Origin of the sequence: Streptomyces sp. Rer75 (assembly GCF_013414305.1) — a bacterium.
Taxonomy (GTDB): domain Bacteria; phylum Actinomycetota; class Actinomycetes; order Streptomycetales; family Streptomycetaceae; genus Streptomyces; species Streptomyces himastatinicus.
Map to the genome: position 1 here is coordinate 8,317,307 of NZ_CP058693.1, position 22,632 is coordinate 8,339,938.

Consider the following 22,632-nt stretch of genomic DNA (forward strand, 5'->3'; position numbering starts at 1 on the left):
CTTCCGCCGACGACCGAGAACGCTTCCCGTGCCGACGAATCCGCCTGTTGTGTATCTGCGGGAGCAGAGCGGCCTATCCGATGGGATCCAGGACCTGGTCCATCACACGCAGGAGGGCCTGGGTGAGCGGGAGGGAGGGCAGGATGAACTCGCTGCGGTAGGTGTCGTGCGAGGCCCGGTGGCAGCTGAGGTGGCGGTTGAAGGCCCTGGGTGCTGACGCCGCCCTTGAAAGTGTCGGTCAGCCCTTTGAGGACCAGGTAGTGGTTGAACTGGAGCAGGGTCAGGTCGCGGGGGCTGTCCTGACCGATCGTCCGAAAAGCTCCGTAGTCATCTCAACGAGGGCGGACTGCCCCTTTGCCGTATTCGGAGGGATCTGCGGGGGGACGCACCCCTCTCCATCATCGGGGCGCCGGTCAGAGGAGGGCCTCCGGGGCCCCCGGAACCCGATGATCCCCTCCACCACTGACAACAAGAGGAGAGTCAGCTTTGGAGGTTGCACGGTGGCAGGCGAGCGGCTTCCCAATCATGTCAGCGTGGTCGAGTCTCGTCGCAATAGGGCTGGGCGCCCACATCCCCAACGGCGTCGCCGCACAGAACGATCTTCCCTTCCAGCTCTAGCGTGTGTTCGTTTGCGTGTCCGTCGATCACATAGTCGATTCGCATCTGATCGACCACCCCGCCTCTCTGATCGACCTTGACGATAAAGAGGAGTTCGGTGAATCCGCGACCATACCTTGGACTTCCACAAGGCCGCTCGATAGCGTGGTCTGCGCGCAACGGCTGGAGTTTACCGGCTACCTCATGGCGCGCACCGCTCTCCAGGTCTGTGAACCCTGGTGGTTTCCCCTGTATCGACACAAGCACGCTCGCATCTGTGTCCACTTCCCGCAGCAGTAGATCAACATCGAGTGGACGAACCGGGGTTTCGTAGCGCACTCGCTTGATGGTGACCGTATGTTCGCCTTCCACGCACAGCAGGTAGGAGCCAAACGTCCCCGCCCAAGGGTGGATGCTGGGTTCGCTCATCACGACGTAGCCGCCGGCATTCTGGGCGCTTAGGATCTCAACGGTGGACCGTGGCGTATCCGCGGCTGTCGTGAAGAGTACGAGTGCACCCGCGCACGCGACCAACGCGCTACGGGGGATTGGGCGGATGGCCCGCCAACGACGTAAAGGGGACACGCATTGGCGGGCCATCTCATGGAACATCGAACCGCTCCTCACTCGTTACCGGGGAATACCTCGACAGGTCGTACACGGCGGTTCGCCGACGCCTCGCTCGCGCGATACCTCGGCGCTCCCCTTTCCGACATCGAACTTGAGCCGCGAAAGATCCGAACCGGACGGAACCAGTTTGAACGAAACGAACCTCGGCCTGTAGATGCTCGGATCTCGGTAGTGCGCCCCTTGGGCCCCAACGGTTGAGTCGAAGCTGTTGACGTTGTAGGAGAGAGTCCAGCGGCCACCAGAGGCCAGGGTGGGATGAGCATGCGCATTATACGCGAAGATGTTCTTGTCACCATAGCTGCCAAATAGGCCAACTTCAGGCATCTCAGTGAGAACATCTTGCCCCGGAACACGCCCAAAAGCCCATGGCTGACAGTTGGACCAGATGCGGATCTTGCCGCTGAAGGCATCGAGGCTGTCTTGGCTGATCAGGACGAATGCGTTTCCTTCGTCCCATTTCGTGACGCTGAATTCGTTCGCGACCCCGACTGTGGAGTTAGTGCCATCCTCCCAGTCCGGCATCCACGCTTGGCGATCTGCATTATAGTACACCCATTTATCGACTTGCGACAGGTCGCTACCCTTCACGCGCGCAATCCTGAGCGCCTTGTTCGTCGGCGCGTCGTCGATGCCGTAGATGTACGTATATCCGTCACCGCTCATGGATGCGGGCATGACTGCGGCACCCCACTGGATACGGCTCCCCCGGTTGGACGAAACCGGTATCTCTTTCACCGATTTCGGGCTCTTCAGGTTGTTCAGTGCGAAGGTCGCGACAACTACCTTCTCCATCCCGAAATCCCAGCCGCCGGGACCAAACTTTTCCCACTGGTGATATATCACTTGGAGGTGATTTTCGTTTTCGACCTTCCCAATCATTCCATCGCCGAGCCAGTACCACCGCGGGTGGTCCGCCGTGGATGTCGCCGGCGGTGGCATGATCGCGGCCGGGGAACTGGTTGTCCCTCCCTGGACCGTCGAGAGTGAACTACCGTTCTGGATCACGAACGTATTGTTCACCAGCGGGGCGCTAGTCGGCCGAGTCCCGTTCGAGTTGAGGGGCCCGAGGAAGGTATCCGAGTACAGCCATAGGATTCTCCCGTCCGGCAAACGCACCGAGTAGGTCGAATCACCACCCGTCCACCCGTTAGGAGTGTCCTTCGCGTAATTGTTGAACGTCTTCTCCGGAGCCGCCTCTCTCTCCACAGCAGTCGCGACCGGCGTTCTCGTGCTGGAGCAATCCTTTGGCAGGATCTTTGAGAACTGGCCGACCTTACTGGCAAGCCCTGGCTTTTCATCCGATCCGCAAAGCCAGTTAGCGCCGTCCGCTCCACCCATTTTGTAGGTGATCGTGGAGTCTTTGGACCATTCCCGCTCGACCTTCAGGTCAAAGCCGCCCGCCCAGCCGCCTAGCTCCGTGATTCCCTTGGAGGATTTCCAGGTGTTCCCCTGTGAGCCCCCCCTCGCCATTGGATCTACTCCATAGCGATGCCGTCACTGGACCGCAATTCGTGAAGTCGCTGCCAATCCAATCCGGTCGATCTACGATCTGATGCCTCGCTGGACCTGTGTACGCGCTCGGGTACAATACATGCCAGGATCTCTGATTGTACGGGGGAACGCTGCATTTTATGAGTTGGTACCGAACCTCTACCTGATACTTGCGCGGTTTTCCGACATCGTCACCAGCGGCTGCTCCCCACGCCGGCCATTCGTATGTCTTCTCAGACGTAATGGTCGAGCTGCTCTCGTCGGACCAGCTCCCAGTCGGGAAATCAAGGTTCACGGCGACGCTGAACTTCGCGGTGGATCCCTCGGTAAACTTCATGCCGCCTCCCCCGTCGTCGACGGGGAAAGTTTCACCAATATCCGCCCAGGCGTCCCACTCCTTCTCCACCTCTTGGGTTCCACAGCGGTCAATGTCAGCGTCGAGCGTGCTGGGCGCTTGCTTCAGGGTGACGTCAAGAAGGACCGGTTTCACCGCCGAGATTCGAGGCTGGGCCTCCGATAGTGGGTGTTCCAGCGGGTCTACCCACTTTCGTCCACTTAGGTCGTCCCCGATGGATCGTACCGAAGCAGTAGTGAAGGTCATTTTGCCAGTCTTCGGATCGGCAATCTCGATCTCCAGCTGAGCAATATCCCCTTCCCAAACGAACTGCTTCTTCAGGGTTTTCCGGTCGAGGATGACAGCGAACTCGTCACCTTCTGCCGCCACTGCCGACCGCGGCAAGTGGAAGCGAGGTACCGTGTCGCCTGGTTTGAGCTTCTTCTGGACGTCTTCGTTCGGCCGCGCCCAGACATCGATGCGCGCCTCCTCCAGCCGAACGTCATCACGTACACGGCCCGTGAGTGCAACGGTGCCCTTGACGTCGAGCGATACCGGTACCGGTGCGACCTCTTTGCCATCCGTGCCCGTACTCGGGGACTGCACCTCGCCCGTACTCGGGGCCTGCACCTCAGTTTTTGTTGCCGCCGGCCCTTGCTCGAGGGTTTCGGCCTGAGTCGCTCCCGCGCTCAGGAGTAGTGCGCCGGCCGTAAGTAGCGGCAGCGCTTTCGAACCGAACGCTCCGTATGCTGCGCGTCTCCAGCGCGCTATCTTCTTAGTACGCCTCACTACGCCTCCAGACAGGGTCGATACGTGGGGTGTGAGGGGCGCCCAACGGCCAGGGAGGGCGCCCCTCAACCTCTTGAGGCTGATCGTGCTAACTGGTGTTTTTGCCCAAGCAGAACTACCTGATGCAATACCGCAAAGGGCGACTTGATGCGGATACAAACCGGCATGTCCGACTCTTCCGAGCGGGACGAGATTAGCACGTACATGCCAATGGAGAAAGGAAAATGGATCAGTTCGCTGTGAAGTGCTAATGGAGTTGAGTATTCCTTGAGGTAGTGATCATTCCGGTTACCTCGGGTCTGGCAATCAACTGGTCAGCTGGCCGAGAGGGCTCAGCAAAGGGTCGCGGGGCCTCGCGTGCATCGACGTCACAACCGCTCGGCGACGGTGTGGTCCCGGGTGGGCCAGGGCGCCGTCCTCGATCAGCACGGCGCCCTTGCGGAACCACTTGCGCTGCTGGAGGGCGAGCGTGCGTCCGAGGCGGTCGATGATGCGGTCGGCCGGGAACTTGGGCACCCCAAACGGCAACGTGAGTTGACGCAGCAACAGGTTTGTTCGCCCGTACGTGGCGAGGATCGGGCGCACGCGGCTGTAGGCGGTAGCCAACCACCGGTGTTGATCCACTCACCTACAGCGCAGCAGCGGCCCCCCGACGAAGGCACACACGAGCGACGATCCCGGCCTGGCGCATATTCGTTGAACTGCGCGGCTGCCAGCGGCTGCTCATGCAGGTCGAACTGCCCGACGAAACATTGATGCGCATCAGGAACCACCCGCCCCTCCCAACGGCACGGCAGGCGGGCGCTGCGGGGGACCAAGGCAAACACCCGGCCGGAACGCATCACCAGACGAAACGGCAGACTCGGACGACGTTGGGCAGGGCATTACGCTTCCGTCCGCCGTGGGGCAGAGATCAACACAAGTAAGCTGCTGGCTCCACGCCGAAGGCTCACCGGACTGCACGTCCGTCCGGCTCGATACATCCACCCATCAGCGGCGCCACCCAACTGGCTCATAGCCCTGGGAGTAGGCGCTGCGGCCGGTCAGGACACTCCTGTCCGGCCGCGCCCTGGCCTCCATTCCTGCGCGCTGCTCGCCCTGGCAGGGCGCAGCCTGGGAATCAGCGTTCTAAGTAGCTGTTGTCGTTCCGATCTCTTGAGGGGTGGGCGTCGAACGGGAGTCTCGATCGGGTGATCGCAGCTGGTCGCGGGCATGAAGGCAGGGCCTCTTGGTAGCTCGGGGTTGCGAAGCCAACCGAGATCCAGGAGACCCTGTTGCCGCAGTTCTACGTGCTCACGCCAGTGGAGTTCAACTCGGCCGCACCGAGGTGTGATTGTGCCGCTCACCGGTTCGGAAACGCGGCCGATCACCCGGAACGTGTTCGGCGTTATCCCTCGGACATGACGGACGCGGAGTGGGCCGTGGTCCGGCCGCTGCTGCCGGTGCCCGGCTGGCTGCGCGGCCGGGGCGGGCAGCCGGAGGCGTACTGCCACCGGCAGATACTGGACGCGATCCGCTACCTCGTCGACAACGGCATCAAGTGGCGGGCGATGCCCGCCGACTTCCCGCCATGGGACCGGGCATACGCATTCTTCCGCCGCTGGCGCGACCACGCCCTGGTCAAGGAGTTCCACGACAGACTGCGATCGGGGATCCGCGAGAGGGAGGGGCGGGATGCGCAGCCGACGGCCGGCGTGATCGACTCGCAGTCCGTCAAGGCGGACGCCGTCGTCGGATCGGACAGCCGTGGCTTCGACGGCGGCAAACTGATCAACGGGCGCAAGCGGCACGTCGTGGTCGACACCCTCGGCCTGCTGCTGGGGGTGATGGTCACCGCCGCGGACACCGGCGACCGCGCCGCCGCCCGGATCCTGCTTGAACGGGTGTCCGACGCGCACCATCGCCTTGCCCTGGTCTGGGCCGACGGCGGCTGCAGCGGCCCCCTCGTCGAGTACTGCCTGGCCACGCTCGCGCTGGTCCTCGCGATCGTCAAGCGCAGTGACGACATGCGTGGCTTCGTGGTCCTGCCCAAGCGGTGGATCGTCGAGCGTCTCTTCGCCCATCTGATGCGCACTCGCCGCCTGGCCCGCGACTACGAACGCCGCACCACCAGCGCCGAGGCGATGATCTACTGGTCGACGACCCTGCTCATGACCCGACGCCTGGCCCGGCCACACCCTGCGCGAGCATGAACCGTCCCGGCGCGGGCTCGGCCAGCCAGCCCCGCGCGACCAGGCGTTTCGCCTTCGACCGCAGTGCCTCCACCTTGGCCGGCACCGCGTCCAGACCGAACAACACGGCCAACTCCTGGCAGGTCAGCGGCCCTTGATGGAGCCGGACCCGGTCCGCGAGCGCGGTGAGGATGCGCTGGTAGTCCACCGACAGCACCGCCCAGGCCAGCCCCTCACGCCACACCGGCACCTGCGATTTCGGCTTCGCCGCATCCCGGGACGTCGGCGGCCCGCCTACAGCCCGCGGATCCGCGACGTCCTCCGTGTCGGCGGTGCTGCCGCAGTCCGGAACCAGCACCGCATCGACCCGCCTGCGGGCGATCACCCACTCCTGCCACTCCAGCTCGGCCACCGCCAGCTCGGCCTGGATACGGTCGGCCTCCTCACGCAGCCCGTCGACCCGACAGCGAGCTGCGAGCTCGTGCTGTTCCAGCAGTCCGACAACCGACGGCATCCGCAACCTCCCGGGGAGCGACGACATGACAGGTCACGACTCCCACGGAATCACCGCCCCTACTCCTGACCAGCGAAAACGCAGCCCTCAAGTCCGGAAAGACAACAGCTTCTTACCGACATACCGCCCAGCTATCTCGCGCTCTATCAGCAAGCTGCGACAACCTGTCCCGGGCTGGACTGGTCGGTGCCGGCTGCCATCGGCAAGATCGAGACCGACCACGGCCGATCCACCCTGCCGGGGGTACGCAGTGGCTCCAACGACAAGGGGGCCGAGGGTCCAATGCAGTTCCTTCGGCCGACCTTCGACGCGATAACCGCCAAGCACCCGATACCGCAGCGGGGAACACGAGCCCCCTCGCCCTACCACCCACGCGACGCGATCTACACGGCAGTCGCCTACCTCTGCGACTCCGGCGCCCGAGACGGGCGCAACCTTCACCAGGCAATCCTCACCTACAACCCCGCCGAGTGGTACGTCTCGAAAGTCCTCGCTCAGGCGCAGGACTACCAGAGCACCTCAAGCCTCGGCGGCACGGCGAAGGCAAATCCCTCCGCCCACGAAGCGATCAACTACGCGCAAGGCCAGCTTGGGCTCCCGTACGTATGGGGAGGCAACGGCCCAGTAGATGGGGATACGGGATTCGACTGCTCGGGACTGACCAAGGCTGCCTACGCCGCCGCAGGCGTTGCCCTGTCACGCACAGCCGAAGAGCAGTTCCGGACCGGCCCCCAGGTCGGCAAAGGTCAGCCGCTGATGTCTGGCGCTCTCGTCTTCTACGGCAACCCTCAGGGGGGCATTCACCACGTCGGCCTCTACATCGGCGACGGCCAGATGATCAACGCACCGAACTTCGGCGAAAAAATCAAGATCGCACCCTATCGCTACGAAGGCGACGACTACGCCGGTGCGACCCGACCAGCAATTTCGGCCTCCGCCGTTAGGGCTGCATCACAGCTGTCGGCTTCTCGACGACTTGCCAGCGTCGGTGCGGGAAATATCTCTGGTCATTAACAGTTACCGTGTGGACGGCCTCAATTATGCCTTGACATCCGTTACCACGGAGCAGAAGGAGTCCCGTCAGCATCCAAGCCATAGCGCCACAGCCGTTTCACCTCGCCCCCCGCCCCCAATGCGAGATGTCCACCTGGCGTTCGCATCCACTCAAGTTCGCGGATAGCGATTGAATATCCGGCATCGGCCGCTTGTCGTGCAACTTCCTCGGCACCACATTGATCCCCAAGCAGTTCTCGCAAGGTGGCTAAACGAACCAGTTCCCGAGGGTCACCGTTTTCGACTTCGGCTCGGTAACTAGGCTCCCATCGAGACAATACAGCTTCATCGAGGCCAAACTGACTCCAAAATCCGAAAGCGGGACCCTCGTCGGAATCATAGCGATAATCGAAGTTCTCCAAAAAACGCAAGTCTGCTTGCATATAACTTGGTTCGGGGACCTGAACGCTCATGAGCAGGCCACAGGCCTCCAGATCACCAGCGTTTGCGGCTTGTTCAAGGAGGCTTTCCGCGCCACGGAAGTCCTCGACCATGACTCGCAGATGCGCGAGCCGGATCAAGATGTGCGTGCTGCCGTCAGTCGCCGCCTTCTGCCACAGTCGGTCGGCCCAGCGAAGTCGGTGTCGGAAGTAGGCTGCCTCACCCAGTCCCGCCAGTTGAGCCGGAGGGAGATGGTCATAGGCGGCTTGCCAAAACGATTCCGGTGGACAGACTCGCGCCCGGTCCGTGATGGTCCGCTGCTCAAGATAGTCCGCCAATCGGTAGATCGGACTTTCATCATGTAGCCACATGCTTCTCCCAGGACGGGGTTTGACACGACTGAGCGGGGCCAAGTCACCATGGACCGGTCGGCCTGCATCAGCCAAGGCCCTCCCTATCCACGCCTCGGGAAGCTGATTAAACTCGTGGTCGAGGAAATAGTCGCAGGCACCGGCGCCCAATAGTTTCAGAGGAACTTCTCTCGCCGGTGGGTCGAAGTACGAAACGGGCTCGCGGGCTAGACGAAAAGCGTCCATCGCCACCTCCAGCACCGATCGAACTGGTGCAGATGCTTGCAGATAGCGGCGCACCAACCCTGGTGCGCCCGCTAGGAACTGGACGATTGGCAGTCCGTCAAGGCTACTAGCTCTGCCATTCGCCGTGCGCGTCACAGCCTCTTGCATGCGCTTGTCGCCGGTGTCTTCCGCCGCCTTAACCTCTTTGGCACTAAAAGTGGGCGGCACCGTGACCGTACGACCTTCGAGCAGTTGCCGCACTCGACGGCGCGCATCCCGTTGAGCTGGCATACGCGGCAAGAGGTAGGTTCCAGCATCTTCCTCCCACAATGTGCCCAGCACCAACACCGGCGCACGCCGCGAATCCGTGAGGGCTACATGCAGCGCGGCAGCGACCCGTTCCCCAGTCTCGGCGGTACCCATGTAGTTCTGAGCCTCGTCGAGCCATACAACCGTGCGTGGTCCGACATGTCCCAATTGATTGATGACTTCATCCGCGCCTTCAAGGGCAAACGGATCCCACAGCATCCACCCCTCCTCTACGAGGGGTTGGATGGCTTCCCAGCACGCGCGGGTCTTGCCAGTCGAGGAACTGCCCACTAGCACCATCAGCCGACTAGCCCCGGCACGTGCTTCGCGTACGACCTCGGCAAGCGCCGCATCGTGTGCGCGCAACACGTAAGAGGTCAAAGGCGCCGCCCGGCCCCGCGGTATCAGGGGATCAGAGGAGTCAACGGCAGGGTGCACTCTCTTGTCGTATGGATCACACTCAACGATGGGTGCCGCGTGTGTGTTGCGATAGCGATGCCGTTTAGGGGAGGCCGGAGCTTCGTCTCTGGCCATGTTAAGCAGGTCGAGCAGGACCTCCATCTCTCTACCAGTGATCTTCACAGCTTGCGCCAGGCGGATCACAGTTGAACGAGTTGGAGCAGGCGCCTCAGGGCTCAAGGCTTGACTGATGGTCGTACGCGACAGCCCGGTGCGCGCCATCAGGTCCTTTTGTTGCAGCCGACGCTCAGCCATGGAGGTCCTCAGCCGGTTCCGCAGCTCCTCGAGCGCAGCCTCCGGATCTCCCGATATCTCGCCACCCACGGCCCAAATCCTCCGTTCCTGTTGAAGTCCGTGGTGTTCATTCTTGTTCACCTGAACCTTTCTGTACGTCGGTCGAGGGAGATTCAGCGGTGTCACACACACGAACACCTCAAGGAGACGGCCCGTGTCCCTGCACAGCAGTGGTGACCAGCCTCACAGCCCGACCGATTTCTCCGTGACCACCTCGACATGCCTTCGACAGCCCGAGGCGTGCCCGTTTAAGCACGGAATGCAACAAGTCCAGGTGCCCTACTTGGAGATCCGAATCGGCTCACTGCACATCAGTCTCCGTCAGCGTCCGGTACGGCTGCTGATCGTCTTGTCTGCCGCAGCCGGGACACTTGCTGGTGCCCTGACTGGGATGCACTGGCCGGTTGGTTGATGAGGTAGGGATTGTGCCGCCGAGGTTGGCAAGCAGGACCCTGTGCAGCCGTGGCCACACGTCGACCTCGTTCCAGTCCCGGAGCGCCAGAAGCAAGTCATACCCGAGTCGATGCTTCCTGCGGTAGACACTCCCACTGGATGCCTGGATGCAGCATTTTGAGCACCCCTCACAGCACGTGTCCCGGCCCGACAGTTCATCGGACACGATCCACGGCCGAACAAAGCCCCGGGATTGCCCTCGCAACACCTTCTCCATCATCAGAAGCCCTCACAGGCCAAAGACAGCTCGCCGCGAGGTCAAGCCGACCGCCTCAACATGTCCTGTCGTCACGCCTGTGCGGCTCGCCCCGTTGTCCGGAGGTGCATCTTCACCGTGATCACCAATCCCACTTCTCAACGCTCTCTGCGCGCCCACCGTCCCAAACGCCTCAGCCAGCGTGCCGCGGCCACCGGCGAATACATCGCCCGGCTCGCCGCACATCTCACTGACCGGGACCGTTGGCTGGCCCGCATGCTCTACGAGCACAAAGTCCTCACCACACACCAGATCGCCGAGATCGCCTACCCGTCCGTCCGTCGACGCCGGCCGCAGCCGCCCGCACCCGATCCACGCTCGCGTGGATGCACGGCGTCGCCCTGCGGATGAAACGCCCCACGACACTGTCCTCCCCGTAGCGCCCCAGAATCTCGTCCAGCCGCTCCTGCAACGTGGTCCGCCCACCGTCCGGCGTCGTGGTCATATCGCAGTAGACGAGTGCGTCTACGAGCAGCGGGTCGTCGAGAAGCGGGAACTCGGCGGCCAACTCCTCCTGGAGCCTGCGCTCTTCGGCCTCCAGCAACGCGTACGTGTGGTTCGCCACCAGCCGGACGACGCGCTCGTCCAGCACGTGCACGTCCCGGAGGTACCGCGCACCATCAAGCGGATGAAACCCGGTATCGACAAGCGCCGACGCGTACCCGATGTCGTGCAGCACGGCCGCAGACTCCAGAATCTCGGCGCTGCTACCGACCAGCGGCGCCAGCATCTGAGCGCGAACCGCAACTCCCTGCGTATGCGCCCATCTACGCGGCAGGCTCTCCTCCAGCAGCTCGCCCGCCAGCGTATAAGCCCATTCACGATCGACCGTTGCCACACAGGGAGGATACGGCAGCGGCGGAAACAACGTGCGGACCGTCCTGTCCACAGTCGTACGCAACGGCGAGCCGCGAATGCAGCGAGGAGTTCGGGTAGGCAGGTATCCGCGGACCTTGCCGAGGACCACCAGAGAACAGGGCGAGAGGACGCGCGTCGTACCAAGGTTTGAGGGTCATCCCACGGGTGCGAGGAGCAGGTTTGCACGATGGCGCCGGTTACGACCTTGCCAGGACCTTCCCCACGGGTGCGGGGAGCAGCGCGGCGCCATTTACGCGAACGCGAAAGGGCGGGGAATCCCCGCGGGTGCGAGGAGCAGAGGGTGAGCGGCAGCAGCCCAGCGTGGTTCAGGGGACCATCCCCACGAGCGCGGGGAGCAGACAGCTGACGTGCCTTGAGTGTTACACCCTGTGGGGCCATCCCTGCGGATGCGGGGAGCAGCGTCATGCAGAGGTCTCCTCATTCCACTTCGTGGGACCATCCCCGCGGGTGCGGGGAGCAGACCCGGATGAAGGTCAAGGCCGCCGCCTACAAGGGACCATCCCCGCGAGTGCGGGGAGCAGTTGGCGCGGCGCTCGGCGAGGACGACCAGCGTGGGACCATCCCCGCGGGTGCGGGGAGCAGACTGTCTGACCTGCATGTCTACCTGCCAGTAGGCAGCACGCAAAGCACTTTCCCAAAGTCCGGCATTTCAGACATACCCATTCCGCCTCTTCAGCGATCCACACCGTGCATGCTTCGCCCCACCCAAAGCACTTCACATGACGACAAGCCAATAGCGCCCTGCCGCTGGGGCGAACAACACGAAGTGCATCCTCTCCGTCGACACCTTCGAGAACGAACACGGCCCCACAGAGCAGCCTCCGGGCCATCCTGTGCCGCTCGAAAAATCATCGCTGCACGTCATGCCGCATGTCTGTATTCGTTGATGAGGCCGCCGAGGATCCGGGTGCGCAGGACTTTGTGGATGTGGAGGTCATACACCGCGGCGGGTTGTTCGTGAGCGTCGGGTGGGAGCTGGCAGCGGGCCTGATGAGGTCGGTGCTCGTTGTAGTGCCGCTCGTAGGCGGCGAGGACGTGGCGCGCGTGGGCCTCATTCATGATCAGGACGTGGTCGAGGGCTTCGCGTCGGATGCTGCCGATGATGCGTTCACAGTGCGCGTTCGTGCGGGGAGCTTGTGGCGCACTTTTGAGGATCTCCATCTCCTCGGACTGGAAGATGGCGTCGAGCGCCTCGCCGTACTTGCCGTCGCGGTCGCGCAGCAAGAAGCGCAGGTTCGCGATGCGTACGCCCAGGTCGGATGTGAGGTTCCTGGCTTGCTGCACTGCCCAGTCCCGTGTTGGGCGGGCGGTGACCCCGGTGATGTGCAGCCGCCGGGTGCCGTGCTCGAGGAACGCCAATGCGTACAACCGCCTGCCGAAAGCGGTGTCGATGTGGAAGAAGTCTGCCCCGATGATGCCCTCGGCTTGCGCGGTCAGGAACTCGCGCCAGGTGGGGCCTGAGCGACGCGGCGCGGGGTCGATACCGGCCGCGTTGAGGATCTCCCAGACCGTCGAAGCTGCGATCTGATACCCGAGTCGGCTCAGTTCACCTTGGATCCGCCTATGCCCCCACTGCGGATTCTCCCGGGCCAACCGCACAACGAGTGTCTTGATCGGTGCCGGGGTGGGTGGGCGTCCGGTGCGTCGCCGCGCGGTGTAGTCCCACTTCGCGGCGATGAACCGACGATGCCAGGCGAGCAGGGTGCCGGGCGTGACGGGGAAGGCCTTGAGCCAGTGGCGTCGGGGTATCAGCGCGGACAGGGCTGCGAACCAGAACCGGTCAGCACGCTCATAGCGGACCGGTCCGGCCAACTGGCGGCGCAGGACCGCGTTCTCGTGCCGCAGCACCAGCAGTTCCGCGTCCTTCGCCGTCCCACGACGGAGGAGCACCGATGGAACCGTCAGCAGCTTCCGGGTCACCTTGTACAGCAATGACACGATCACGTACGCATGATCCCAGCGGCCCCGACCACACCCAGCTCACCTGCAGCGATGACTTTTCGAGCGGCACAGGATCGTGGCGGCGGCAACCCGATGGCCAAGCCGTCGCAGCTCACCTTGGATCCTGACGTACCCCCAGGTCGGATTCTCTCGAGCCAGACGCTGGATCAGCGCCGCAATCTCCTCTGCCAGCGGTGGCCGACCGGGTCCGACCGCCGCCTGACGCCACTTCCAGCACACCAGACGGCGGTGCCAGGCCAGCAGCGTCCCCGGGGTGACCAGCCGATGGCGGCGCAAGGCGGATGGCAGGTGCCGCGCGAGAGCGGAGAGCACGGCACGATCAGCCCATGAGAGCCGCGGCCGCACAACTTGCCGGCGCAGCACAGCGACCTCATGGCGAAGCACGAGGATCTCAGCATTGTTCGCGGCGGTCGAACGGCCCAGCAAGAGGAGGCAGCCCAGTAGCCGGCAGAAGATCAGGTAGAGCAGTCGAAGACCCACGATCACTGATCATGCCCATACGCGGACGATCACAAAGCCCCAGGCCAACGACCGTACAGCAATAAAGACACCCTTCAGGCATCCTCCACGAATACAGACATGCCGCGTGACCGGCGCGGACGAGGTATTCGGCAAGCGCAACGTCATGTATGAGTCGCGACGGAAATGCTCCCATCAGGGCGGGACCTGCCCCAGTCGCCGTTCGAGACAATCTTCCGAAAAGCTATTCCCTGCGATGGGCGATTGATAGCTGCCGTGCGCGTCAGCATCCGGGAGAATTTTAGTGTCTCGGTACAGTTTGTTGGCTTTTAGGTTTTCCCCATGAAGCCGTGAGGAAGTAGATCCACCAGACAGGGTTGATGAAATTGAGCAAATTCTTCCTGTTCTTGAGGTGACGTTCCCAGAAAACATCTTGCTCTTCCGGCGTCCCAGTCAGTTTGGCTGGGCAATATCCGAAGGTTGGGACCAAGTCGCGCACTGTGGGCGGACGCCACATATGCAGGCGATAGATCATCCAGGCGCCGTGTGATGCCGAAAGCCCAGAAGGTCTCACGTCGATTCGGGCACCATTGCAGCAGATTTTCACCCCTCTTGAGGAGAGATCGCTGCGCATGAACCGCAACGCTTCAAATACGTTGTCCCCGCTAGCGGTGGATTCGACTCCACGAGGGGATGCGAGGCATAGATGCCACGGCCCATCTCCCTCGACTGTAATCCTCCATTCAACCTCTCGACTGTCGACCTGTACGTAAATTGGCAGTTCCTCATTCATTGCCCGAATCCCGGATTCTCGATAATCTCCCCTGTGCGCATTCCGTAGCGCCACCTTTCTGCGCGAACAATATTACTCGGGTCGACATTTCTGAAAATCACTTCCCTCTCGGATGGGTATCCTGTCCCTTTTATGAAGGATCGAATGGCGCCACCCAGAGCCCGATTCATGTCTACCCCGTATCCGTTTCCGCGAATCTCGTACACCCATGTTCCGCGGCCTTGGGCGGATTGAGGAAAGTTGCCCGCTTGGCTGGCACTCTTGCTCGTCCCTACCCAGTTGGACGGAGTGTCGTGGAGTGCGTACTGGCCGATGTCCTCGTTGGTACCTTTTGGCGAAAACCCATTCTGGAATATCTCGTCGGGATGTCGTATATCCCCTCGGAAGACCCGCTCGGGATTCACCACAGCCCTGCGTCGTACATTGAAATCGTCCGCTACCGCCTGGCGGCACGGTACGAGTCCCTCAGGATCAGTTGCTCCCAGCGGGTTTTGGACGTAAGTGGCGGGGTTGGGGGCGGGGGTTAGGCCGAGGGGGTCGGGGGTGAGGTAGCGGGCGGTATCGGGGTCGTAGTAGCGGTGGAAATTGTAGTGGAGGCCGGTTTCGGGGTCGAAGTATTGGCCGGGGAAGCGGAGGGGTGTGTAGGCGGTGCTGTTGGCGGCCCAGGTGGTGGTGCCCCAGAGGGTGGAGCGGGTGTGCCACGCGATGGTGCCTGATTCGTCGACGAGTTCGGTGGGGGTGCCGACGAGGTCGGTGATGATGGCGAAGAATCGGGCGTCGATTTCGCGCTGGGTGGTGGCTTCGGTGATGCGTTCGGTCTGGGCTATGGGGCGCAGACCGTCGTGGTCCCAGGTGAGGGTGATGGGGTGGGGAAGATCTGGGGTGGTGGTTGTTTGCTCGACTAGGGTCGGGCCGTCCCAGGTGAAGTCGGTTTGTTCCAGGACGGTTTCGCCGTCGGCGGCGAGGCGTTGTTTGGTGGTGCGGCGGCCGAAGGGGTCGTACTGGTAGCGCCAGAGGGTGTCGTCGGGGGTGGTGACGCTGGTGAGGCGGTCTTCGGGGTCCCAGGTGTAGTGCCAGGTGTCGGGCTTCTTCGAGAGTCGGGTTTTCTGGCGGAGGGTGAGGCGGCCCGCGTCGTCGTGTTCGTAGCGGATGGCGCCGGCGCGGGTGATGCGGGTGCCGGTGTAGGTGCGGGGGCCCGTGGCCTCCTGGGGTGCACCGTTGGTGGGCCAGGTTGCCTGGGTTTGGTTGCCTGCTTCGTCGTAGGCGTAGGTTTCGGTCCAGCTGTCGGCTCGGACCGTTGTTACGCGGCCTGCGGCGTCCAAATCGAAGGAGCGTCGGCCGGACAGGTGATCGTTTACGGCGGTGACATTGCCGTCCGCGCGGTAGGTGTAGGCGCGGTGTTGGATGGGGGACGCGTCGGATGCGCCCGTCAGGGATTGTTCGGTCAGGCGGCCGAGCGGGTCCCAGGTGTTGGTGACCGTCAGGGTGTCGCCGATGCGGCGGGTTGTCTCGCGGCCCGTGGCGTCGTGTTCGGAGGCCAGCGTGTGGCCACCGGCGGTCAGGGCGGTGCGGTTGCCTGCCGCGTCGTACGCGTACGTCGTCGTTGCGCCGCTCGGGGTGATGCGGCGGGTGCGGCGGCCCAGGGGGTCGTACGAATGGGCCAATACGCGGCCGTTCACCATCTCGGACTTGACCCGGCCCAGGCGATCGTGCTGGTAGATCACTTCGCTGTCGGGGCCGGTGGCCGCGGTCAGGCGGCCTGCTGGGTCGTAGGTGAAGGTGGTCACCTGGTCTTCGGCGCTCTTGCGGGTCACCTGGCCGAGCGTGTCGTGCTCGTACGTGACCCTCTGGCCCAGCGGGTTGGTGCGACGGATCAACTGGGCGGCCGCGTCACGTTCGTACGTGACCGTGCGGTCGTCGAAGTCCGTCTCCGAGGTCAGGCGGCCCGCCGGGTCGTACTCGTAAGACCAGGTCAGACCCTGCGGGTTGGTCACCTGTGTGAGACGCAGGGACGCGTCGTGCTCGAACTCGTACCGGACGCCGTCCGGGCCGGTGCGGGCAGCGAGCAGGTCGAAGTGGGTGTACTCGAAGAGGGTGGTGCCGCCGATGGCGTCGGTGTGGGTGGTGCAGTTGCCTTCGCCGTCGTACGTCCAGGTTTCCGTGGAGCCGTCGGGGTTGGTGCGGCGGGTGAGTTTGCCTTCCACCGTCCAGGTGAGGCGGGTGGTGGACCCGAGCGCGTCGGTGATTGTCACCGGGCGGCCGAAGGCGTCGCGCTCGTAGCGGGTCACCGCGCCCAGCGGGTCGGTGATCTCGACAGGGAGGCCCGCTTTGTCGCAGCGGACGTGGGTCGTTTCGCCCAGCGCGTTGGTGACGGACGACAGGTGGCCGTACGCGTCGTAGGCGTAGCGGGTCGTGTGGCCCGCCGCGTCGGTGGTCGAGGTGCGGCGCCCCGCCTCGTCGTACGTCTGGGTCCAAGTGGTGCCGTCGGCGCCGGTGATGGACGTCGGCAGGCCGAGGTCGTTGTACGAGGCGCGGGACTCGCTGCCGTCGGGGGCGGTGATCCGCGTGAGGTGGCCAGCCTCGTCGTAGACGAAAGCCGTGGTGCGGCCCAGGGGATCGGTGCGGGAGAGGACTCGGTCGTAGCGGTCGTACTCGGTGCGGGTTGTGTGGCCCAGGGGGTTGGTCTCGGCGACCACCTTCCCCGCATCGTTGACGAAATACCGCGTGGCGTGACCCTCGGGCGTGGTGACCTTCGTGACTCGGTGGCCGGTCGCCTGATCGACCTCGTCGTACGAGATGCGGATGGATATGTGACCCGCCTCGCCGCCCTCGGCGATGCAGCGGTCCCGGTGGTCGTAGACGTAGTCGTACCGGCGGTCGTTGGTATCGGTCCACGCTATGACGCGGCGTTCTTCGTCGTATTCGAAGCGCAAGGGCAGGCCGGAGGAGCCCGTCACGTGCGTGAGGTTGCCGTCCGTGTAGGCGTAGCGGATCAGCTCCTGATCGCCGCCGTCCTCCGCCGCGCCCGCCAAGTGGAGGGCGGTGATCCGGCCCTCGGCAGTGCTGAGCTTCAGCTCGTATCCGGCGCTGTGGGCGATGGCGACCGGGGTGCCCTCGGCGTCGTACTCGAAGGTGATCCAGTGGCCGGAGCGGTCGGATATCTGCTCCAGCAGTGCGACCCCGTCGCCCCCGAGGTCCACGTCCCGCGGGCCGTTGAAGTGGCGGACCCGGCCGGTGGCGGGGTCGGTGACGGTGTAGTCGCCGTGCGGGTCGCGTTCCAGGGGCCAGCGGGGGCCCGCGGAGGGGAGGGTCGGGAGACCGGGGGCAGGATGTGGGTACTCCAGCAGCAGGCCGTCCTCGCTGACGAAGATGACGCCCTCGGCGTCGATCTCCAGCCGCTGGTCCGCCGTGCTCGACCAGGACGGGCCGAACCAGCGACCGACCCGGTAGCCGGACTCCACCTGGCGGCGGAACACCAGCGGCAGCGCACCCGGCAGGGAGACATCGGTCTGCGGGAGGTACATCTTCCCGGTCGCCAGGTCGACCGGGTCGGTGTTGCCGTTCTCCTTGTTCCTCTGCTCGGTGGTGTTCTCGCCGGGCCCGCGGCCCTTCGTCGCATCGCGAGCCTCGTTCAGGCGACGACCATACTTGCCGACGGTGGCACCCTTGCGGGCGGCACCCAGGCCCTTGGCGCCGAGCAGCTCGGGGAGGGCCCGGCCAAAACCTTCCGAGGGGTCCTTGGAGAACTCGTTGAACATGTTCTTCAGGGCCGCGCCCGGGTTGCTGGCCACCGTGTGGAGCTGGGCCGCCGTGCTGTTCAGACCCGTGAGGTACTCGGCCGGGTGGGTCAGGTTGTACGGGTCCATCGGATTCAGGCTGCGCGCGAAGGAGTTCAGCCCCGCGACGCCCTTGATGACTCCACCCGTCAAGTGCATCGCGTCCGCGCCCAGCCCGTCCAGGCCGGACCCGAACTGCTCGCCGTACGACGGCTTCGGCGGGGCCGCGTCCTTGGCCTGCTGGACCGCCTTGCGCGCCGCGACGACCGCCTCGTCCCGCTGGCGGCGGGCCTCGTCCAGCTTCTCCTGCGCGGCCTTCGCCTTCGCGGTGCCGGGATCGTGGAACTCGCCCGGCTTGGTGGGCTTCGTACCCGGGTCCTTGCCGTCATCCACCTTCGCGTTGTACGCCTCGGCGGCCGTGTTGTACGCATCCACCTTGGCGTTGTGCGCCGAACGGGCCTCCTCGGACGCGGTCTTGGCCGCCTTGTACGCGTCGATCGCCTCCTGCGCCTGGCCCTGCGCCCACTCCACCGTCCCGGCGAAGTCCTCCAGCGCCCCCGCGGCCTTCTTACACGCATCCGCCGCCTTGAACCACTCCTTCGGCTTGACCGACACCTCCTCCCGGAAGGCGTCGGCCGCCTCGCCCTTCCAGTGGGAGGAGTCCAGCGCCTTCAGACCGTTGCCGACCTTCTCGAACGCCGACTGGAAGTCCTTCAGATGCTTCACCGTGGAGCGGATCTGGCTCACGCTGCCGTAGATCAGCTTCTTGGGGTCCTCGGTCTCCCCGAGCTGCATCTCGGCGACATCCGCGCCCAGGTAGTTGGCGGTGGAACGGGACTTGTCGCGGACGAAATCCGCGCCGCTCTCCCAGCCGACCTTGTCCAGCCCGTCGGCGGTCTTGTTACCGGCCCATTCGACGCCGTCGCCGACGAGCTCCCCGCCCTTCTCGACCGCGTCGTCGACAAAGTCGGGCGTCAGGTCCCACCCCATCAGCCGTCGCCCCTCTTGGTGCTCTCTTCGGCCGCCTGGTCGACGAAGTGCTGAAGGCCGGGCGCCTTATGGGACGTCTCCTCGCGGGCGGCGTCCCAGGCCTTCTCGGAGTCGGACGCGCTCTTCTCAAAGGACTCCTTGCTGTAGTCCGGCGTCCAGGTGTCGACCGAGATCAGCTCCCCCATGTCCTTCTTCACGACCGTCTTCTCGTCCAGGTGCGGATTGCCCAGCACCGAGTTCGCGGCCACCTTGAACGTCCCCTGGGCGTACTGCTCCTGCTCCCACTGCGAGCCGGCCGCCAGTCCCACCTTCTCCGCGAGCTTGCCGGCGTCCTCGATCAGGCCGCGCACACCCCAGTCCCACAGCTCGCAGAAGTCCTCGAAGTCCTTGGCCAGTCCGTTGTGTCCGGCCTCCATGGACGTCATGGACAGCTCTTCGAAGCCCGCCCCGGTCTCGGCGTCCGACGCCGAGGCGATGTCCCTCAGCTCGCCAATCGCCGCCCGCAGGCCCTTGACGATCTCGGCCTGCGAATCCTTGTCGAAGGCCAGGTCCACGTTGCCGCCCTTGGCGCCGCCGCCGTCGCCACCGCTCACCGCTCGCCCTCCCCGTTCGACACAGCGTCAATCCAACCAGCACCGTACGACACGCGGTCACCGCGAGCGACGGAGGGTAGGCGGCGTGTTCGAATCCGTGGAGGATCGTGGAGGGCTTCAGTCCGCTACGAGCACGGCTTCCAGCGTGCGCGGGCCGTGGACACCCTCCACGCGGTCCAGCTCGATGTCGCTCGTCGCCGACGGGCCCGAGATCCAGGTCAACGGACGTGCCGGGTCGAGGCGTTCGAGGCCTTGCGGGACCGAGTCCACCACCTGGGCCGGGACGCGGACCACGCAGATGTGGTGGTCGGGGACGAGGGAAATGCGGCGGCGGCCCTGGTCGGTGTCGCCGTCCAGGACGATGGTGCCGGTCTCGGCGATGGCCACCGCGCAGGCGGTGACCACGCTGGACACGTCGTCCAGGTCGTGGGGCGTCTGGTCGGGGGAGTCTGAAGGGTGTCAATATCCCGATCAGGCTGCTGAGCTGGGCATTTCCTGTGGATAGTGAGGCGGTCGGGGTGGCCTGGTGTGGTACTCGTCGAGCAGTCCACCAAGTACCTGTCGGCGCCTGACCGCGACAGCAGGCAGGGGGATGACGTTCGGGTCGTCGTCGGGCGCTCGTAGGTCGAGGCCGCGGTAGGCCCGTCTTGCGTTGTAATGCTCGGCGTACTGGTCGAGGACCGTGCGCAGGTGCCGTTCGCCGGTGATGAAGATTCGGTCGGTGCACTCGGCGCGGGCTGTACGTATCCATCGTTCGGCAAACGCGTTGGACCGTGGGCTTTGCGGCGGCGTCGGGATGACAGCTGTGCCGTTGCCGGCGAAGACGGCGTCGAATGCGGCGGTGAACTTGCTGTCCCGGTCCCGGATGAGGAACCGGAAGCACCCAGCCCTCTCCTCAAGATCCATGAGCAGATTGCGGGCGAGCTGGGTGCCCCATACGTCTGTAGGACGCGCGGTGACACCCAGGACATGGACGCGCCGGATGGCGATCTCCATGACGAAGAAGACAGAGAGACGTTTAAGGAAAACGTCTCCACGTGCATGAAGTCGCAGGCGAGCAGCGTGTGGGCCTGGGCGCGGAGGAAGGAGCGCCAGGTCTGCTGGGAGACGCGCTGCGGTGCGGGCGGCAGACCGGAGCAGCGCAGAATGCGCCGGATCGTGGCGGCGGCAACCCTATGGCCAAGCCGTCGCAGTTCACCCTGGACCCTGAGAAGCCGTTGTCTTTCCGAGCGTGACTGCTGCGTTTGTGCTGGCCAGGCATAGTCCGTTTCTCGTGCGGCAGTGATGGCGTGTCGTGTTGTCTCCTCGGTGGAGGTGCCGTGTGCCGTCGGTGATGGGGTTGCTGGAGGAACGCGAGCGTGCTGCCCAGCAGCGGGTGGAGGTTCTTCAGGCCGAGTTGCGGGAAGCGGAGGCCGCGTTGGAGCGGTTCGTGATCGCTCGTGAGACGGTCGGGCAGGTCCTGGCGGAGCCGAGCGGCCGCGGGGATGCACCGGTGACCGTGTCTGATGGGCGAGAGCGGCCGGTCGTGGGTGCGGTGCCCGGCTCGGTGGTGCCGGTGTGGAGGGAAGGACTCGACGTCGGCGTACTGGCGCCGGACTATCGGCGGATCATGGCCATCGTGGCCGACCAGGGCGGGGAGGCGGTGGACTGTCGGCAGCTCGCTGCGGCACTCGGTCTGGCGGTAGTCCCGGCGAAAGTCGAGGGGGTGCGGTCGAAGGTCAAGCGCCTGGCCGCGCGGGGCTGGCTGGCCGAGACGGTGCCGGGCAGGTTCAGTGAGGCTGCCGGGCCAGGCGGCGGCTCATGACCATGCTCATCGACCACCAGATCATCGCCTCCGCGCTGTCGGTGCGGCTCTCGTAGTCGCGGGCCAGGCGGCGGGAGCGCATCAGCCACGCGAACGTGCGCTCGACCAGCCATCTCTTGGGCAGCACGGTGAACCCGGAGGCACCGTCACTGCGTTTGACCACCGTCAGCGCGATCTGCCAGAGGCTGCGGGCGACGTCGACCAGCGGCCCGGTGTAACCGCCGTCGGCCCACACCCTGGCCACGCGCCAATGCCTGTGCCGCAGCCGGGCCAGCAGGACCCGGCCCGCGTCCCGGTCGGTGACCGACGCTGCCGTGACCATCACGGCCAGCAGCAGCCCGAGAGTGTCGACCACGATGTGCCGCTTGCGCCCGTTGACCTTCTTGCCGCCATCGAAGCCCCGGCTGGCGGCCGGCACCGACGCGGCGGCTTTCACCGACTGCGCGTCGATGACCGCGGCCGTCGGCTCCGCGTCCCGTCCCCCGGCCTCGCGGACCCGGTCACGCAGCCGGTCGTGGAACTCGCTGATCAGGCCGTTGTCCCGCCAGCGCCGCCAGAAGGCGTAGACGCGGTCCCAGGCGGGGAAATCGCCAGGCATCGCCCGCCACGTGATGCCGCCGGCCACGAGGTAGCGGATGGCGTCGATCATCTGCCGGTGACAGTAGCCCTCCGGCTGCCCGCCCCTGCCCTCCAGCCATCCCGGCACCGGCAGCAAGCCCCGCACCTCGGCCCACTCGGCGTCCGTCATGTCCGACGGATACCGAGGCCGTCTGTCCGAACGATCCCCCGCATTGCCGTACACGTGCGCGAGGCAATCACACGACCGAGCAACCGAGTTGGACGACGAGGACAACGGAACGCAAGACTGCGGCACAGGGCCTCCTGACGCTCGAAGGACTTCAGCAATCCCGAGCTGGGCAGGAGGCCCTGCTTTCATGCCTGCTTCGGCTGGAGATCACCCAACCGAGTCACTGCACTCGAACCAGTGATCACCGTGATCGATAGGGCAACGGCTTCTAACGGACAACGCCTGGGTCGGTATCGGTTCCCGGGGCGTGCGACACCGACAG

Annotated in this window: 14 protein-coding genes, 3 pseudogenes and 1 CRISPR repeat array; of the genes and pseudogenes, 3 read left to right on the forward strand and 14 right to left on the reverse strand. The window is 64.7% G+C overall.

The genetic code is table 11. The annotated features are described in order from the left end of the window. Window positions 1-528: 528 nt before the first annotated feature. From HYQ63_RS35920 to HYQ63_RS35935, 4 genes and pseudogenes are all read right to left on the reverse strand, one after another. The gene (locus tag HYQ63_RS35920) at window positions 529-1,209 is read right to left on the reverse strand and encodes a hypothetical protein (RefSeq protein ID WP_179937883.1); all 681 of its coding nucleotides are present in this window, start codon (window positions 1,207-1,209) and stop codon (window positions 529-531) included. 18 nt (window positions 1,210-1,227) lie between these two features. Further along, window positions 1,228-2,697, reverse strand: a complete 1,470-nt coding sequence (locus HYQ63_RS35925; RefSeq protein ID WP_179937884.1) for a DUF4185 domain-containing protein — start codon at window positions 2,695-2,697, stop codon at window positions 1,228-1,230. Next, the gene (locus HYQ63_RS35930) at window positions 2,615-3,658 is read right to left on the reverse strand and encodes a hypothetical protein (protein ID WP_179937885.1); all 1,044 of its coding nucleotides are present in this window, start codon (window positions 3,656-3,658) and stop codon (window positions 2,615-2,617) included. Before HYQ63_RS35930 ends, HYQ63_RS35925 begins: the two co-directional genes overlap by 83 nt. A gap of 557 nt (window positions 3,659-4,215) precedes the next feature. Continuing rightward, window positions 4,216-4,417: pseudogene (locus tag HYQ63_RS35935) on the reverse strand (IS5/IS1182 family transposase); the annotation flags it as partial. An 824-nt stretch (window positions 4,418-5,241) separates the two neighbouring features. Here HYQ63_RS35935 and HYQ63_RS35940 point away from each other — a divergent pair. Further along, the gene (locus tag HYQ63_RS35940) at window positions 5,242-6,033 is read left to right on the forward strand and encodes an IS5 family transposase (RefSeq protein ID WP_179937887.1); all 792 of its coding nucleotides are present in this window, start codon (window positions 5,242-5,244) and stop codon (window positions 6,031-6,033) included. Here the strand turns inward: HYQ63_RS35940 and HYQ63_RS35945 are convergent. After that, a complete protein-coding gene (locus tag HYQ63_RS35945) occupies window positions 5,990-6,526 on the reverse strand; it encodes a hypothetical protein (RefSeq protein ID WP_179937888.1) in 537 nt (178 codons plus the stop codon). The genes HYQ63_RS35940 and HYQ63_RS35945 overlap by 44 nt on opposite strands. Window positions 6,527-6,712: 186 nt before the next feature. Between HYQ63_RS35945 and HYQ63_RS35950 the strand changes: the two genes are divergently transcribed. Continuing rightward, window positions 6,713-7,540 (forward strand): bifunctional lysozyme/C40 family peptidase, encoded by an 828-nt coding sequence (locus HYQ63_RS35950; RefSeq protein ID WP_218929602.1) that lies wholly within the window; start codon window positions 6,713-6,715, stop codon window positions 7,538-7,540. A gap of 41 nt (window positions 7,541-7,581) precedes the next feature. Here the strand turns inward: HYQ63_RS35950 and HYQ63_RS35955 are convergent, their stop codons facing one another. From HYQ63_RS35955 to HYQ63_RS35990, 8 genes and pseudogenes are all read right to left on the reverse strand, one after another. Next, a complete protein-coding gene (locus HYQ63_RS35955; RefSeq protein WP_179937889.1) occupies window positions 7,582-9,678 on the reverse strand; it encodes a helix-turn-helix transcriptional regulator in 2,097 nt (698 codons plus the stop codon). 866 nt (window positions 9,679-10,544) lie between these two features. Beyond that, window positions 10,545-11,144, reverse strand: a complete 600-nt coding sequence (locus tag HYQ63_RS35960) for an HD domain-containing protein (RefSeq protein WP_179937890.1) — start codon at window positions 11,142-11,144, stop codon at window positions 10,545-10,547. Between the two features lie 347 nt (window positions 11,145-11,491). Beyond that, a CRISPR array of direct repeats spans window positions 11,492-11,767; the repeat unit is 32 nt; unit sequence CGTGGGACCATCCCCGCGGGTGCGGGGAGCAG. 279 nt (window positions 11,768-12,046) lie between these two features. Next, the gene (locus HYQ63_RS35965; RefSeq protein WP_179937891.1) at window positions 12,047-13,129 is read right to left on the reverse strand and encodes an integrase core domain-containing protein; all 1,083 of its coding nucleotides are present in this window, start codon (window positions 13,127-13,129) and stop codon (window positions 12,047-12,049) included. A 69-nt stretch (window positions 13,130-13,198) separates the two neighbouring features. Continuing rightward, window positions 13,199-13,627 (reverse strand): annotated as a pseudogene (locus HYQ63_RS35970) (integrase); the annotation flags it as partial. Window positions 13,628-14,395: 768 nt separating this feature from the next. Beyond that, the gene (locus tag HYQ63_RS35975) at window positions 14,396-19,165 is read right to left on the reverse strand and encodes a putative T7SS-secreted protein (RefSeq protein ID WP_179937892.1); all 4,770 of its coding nucleotides are present in this window, start codon (window positions 19,163-19,165) and stop codon (window positions 14,396-14,398) included. Continuing rightward, on the reverse strand, window positions 19,165-19,758 hold the full coding sequence (locus HYQ63_RS35980; RefSeq protein ID WP_179937893.1) for a hypothetical protein: 594 nt from the start codon (window positions 19,756-19,758) through the stop codon (window positions 19,165-19,167). Before HYQ63_RS35980 ends, HYQ63_RS35975 begins: the two co-directional genes overlap by 1 nt. A 117-nt stretch (window positions 19,759-19,875) precedes the next feature. Further along, window positions 19,876-20,208: pseudogene (locus tag HYQ63_RS35985) on the reverse strand (lactate utilization protein C); the annotation flags it as partial. Window positions 20,209-20,229: 21 nt separating this feature from the next. Next, the gene (locus HYQ63_RS35990; protein WP_257232358.1) at window positions 20,230-20,754 is read right to left on the reverse strand and encodes an integrase core domain-containing protein; all 525 of its coding nucleotides are present in this window, start codon (window positions 20,752-20,754) and stop codon (window positions 20,230-20,232) included. A gap of 325 nt (window positions 20,755-21,079) precedes the next feature. On the opposite strand from HYQ63_RS35990, the gene HYQ63_RS35995 reads away from it, so the two are divergent. Next, a complete protein-coding gene (locus tag HYQ63_RS35995) occupies window positions 21,080-21,562 on the forward strand; it encodes a hypothetical protein (protein WP_179933186.1) in 483 nt (160 codons plus the stop codon). On the opposite strand, the gene HYQ63_RS36000 is transcribed toward HYQ63_RS35995, so the two are convergent. Next, entirely contained in the window at window positions 21,528-22,310 is a 783-nt protein-coding gene (locus HYQ63_RS36000; RefSeq protein ID WP_257231714.1) for an IS5 family transposase, read from the reverse strand. The two genes, HYQ63_RS35995 and HYQ63_RS36000, sit on opposite strands and share 35 nt — an antisense overlap. Between the last annotated feature and the right edge of the window lie 322 nt (window positions 22,311-22,632).